The organism is [Clostridium] ultunense DSM 10521, assembly GCF_000511955.1.
Lineage (GTDB): Bacteria > Bacillota > Clostridia > Tissierellales > Tepidimicrobiaceae > Schnuerera > Schnuerera ultunensis.
Window position 1 is genome coordinate 146,796 of sequence record NZ_AZSU01000003.1, and the last position, 1,536, is coordinate 148,331.

General features: G+C 31.2%; 4 protein-coding genes. 3 read left to right on the plus strand and 1 reads right to left on the minus strand.

Annotated elements, in window-relative coordinates; genetic code table 11:
* The 3 genes from CUL_RS0107795 to CUL_RS0107805 all read left to right on the plus strand — a co-directional run.
* The coding region (locus CUL_RS0107795; protein ID WP_035143021.1) for an RsmD family RNA methyltransferase at window positions 1-244 on the plus strand (244 nt) is incomplete at its 5' end.
* Between the two features lie 20 nt (window positions 245-264).
* Window positions 265-747, plus strand: coding sequence for a pantetheine-phosphate adenylyltransferase (gene coaD, locus CUL_RS0107800; RefSeq protein ID WP_005583362.1), 483 nt, complete (start codon window positions 265-267; stop codon window positions 745-747).
* Window positions 748-751: 4 nt separating this feature from the next.
* Window positions 752-1,198 carry a hypothetical protein gene (locus CUL_RS0107805; protein WP_005583361.1) on the plus strand — a complete coding sequence of 149 codons (447 nt, stop codon included), beginning with the start codon at window positions 752-754 and terminating at the stop codon, window positions 1,196-1,198.
* Here CUL_RS0107805 and CUL_RS19725 read toward each other — a convergent pair.
* The coding region (locus CUL_RS19725; protein ID WP_035143022.1) for a hypothetical protein at window positions 1,199-1,536 on the minus strand (338 nt) is incomplete at its 5' end.

The window sequence follows — 1,536 nt, forward strand, 5'->3', positions numbered from 1 at the left end:
GGTTAGTATGTTAAAAAGTAAAAAGCTTAAATTTAACTATATTTTTATTGACCCACCTTATGGATATGATTTAGGGGTTGAGGTTCTAGAAAAAATATGGGGAAATAGTATTTTAGAAGAAAAGGGTATCATTATCCTAGAGCATGAAAAAGGATTGAATTTAGAAGATAATATCTATGGGCTAATTAAAATGGATAGTAGAAGTTATGGTCATAAGTCTTTAAGTTTTTATGCTAAAAAGTAGAATAAAGGAGGATGTTGCAGATGGTAGTAATTTATCCAGGAAGTTTTGATCCCGTAACTTATGGACATTTAGATATAATCGATAGATGTTCAAAAAAATTTTCTAAGGTAATAGTTTCAGTTTTAAACAACAAATCAAAAAAAAATTTATTTTCAATAGAGGAAAGGGTAGAAATACTTGAAAGAACCTTAGAAAAATATGATAATGTTGAAGTAGATACTTTTTCTGGATTGTTAGTGGATTATGCTAAGGAAAAGGAATGCACTACTATGATTAGAGGTTTAAGGGCGGTTTCAGATTTTGAATATGAGATGCAAATGGCTCTTGTAAATAAAAAGCTGGAGGATGATATTGAAACTTTATTTATGGTTTCTACAGGTAGATATGCATATTTGAGCTCGAGTATAGTTAAAGAGGTGGCAATGTTTGGTGGGAATATATCCTGTTTCGTTCCAGATGTAGTGGAAAGGGCATTAAAAGAAAAGATAAATGGAGGTAAGTAATAAAATGGATGTACTTAAACTGATCGATGAAATAGAGGATGTTTTAGAAAATGGTTCCTCTCTACCTTTTTCAAGCAAAGTTATGGTAGATGCAGATGAGTTGTATGAGATAATTAGAGAGATTAGGATAAAGCTACCAGATGAACTTAAACAAGCCTCATGGATAAAGGAAGAAAGACAAAGAATTTTGGCGGAAGCCCAAAAAGATGCAGATACTATTTTAAATGAGGCGGAATCTAAATTAGAGGAGTTAATAGAAGAAGACGAAATTACAAAAAAAGCCAAAGAAAGGGCTGAAGAGATTATTACTAAGGCTCAAAACAATGCTAAGAGCATTCGTTTAGGTGCTTTAGAATATGCAGATAATATTTTGCATGAAACCCAAGAAGATTTAAAAGAGATTATTGACCTATTAAACAAAAATAGGCAGGAGTTAAGAGGGGATAAATAATCAATCCTGTGGAAGTAAATAGTATATTATCAATAGGATCAAAGAACATATTAACATGTAGACCGTTATAAATATTGCAAGTTTAAAAGAGTTAAAAAATAAATAAGGCCAACTTAAAGGGTATAGGGATTCTTGCCAAGGAAGGCCTGGCATAAAGGAGGGCTTGATTATATTTTTATACTTTATTAAATATAGTATTAGTCCATAGATAGAAGAAAAAATACCATGAAGAAATTTGGCAAATATATAAATTTTACTATCAATATCTGTACCGTTAATAAAGTTTAGAGCTTGGCTATGGATGGATAAACCGCTCCAACCGATTAAAAAGTTCACAC

Coding starts and splice junctions, on each gene's coding strand:
- coaD (WP_005583362.1), top strand. CDS start 265: ATGGTAGTAATTTATCCAGGAAGTTTTGATCCCGTAACTTATGGACAT.
- CUL_RS0107805 (WP_005583361.1), top strand. CDS start 752: ATGGATGTACTTAAACTGATCGATGAAATAGAGGATGTTTTAGAAAAT.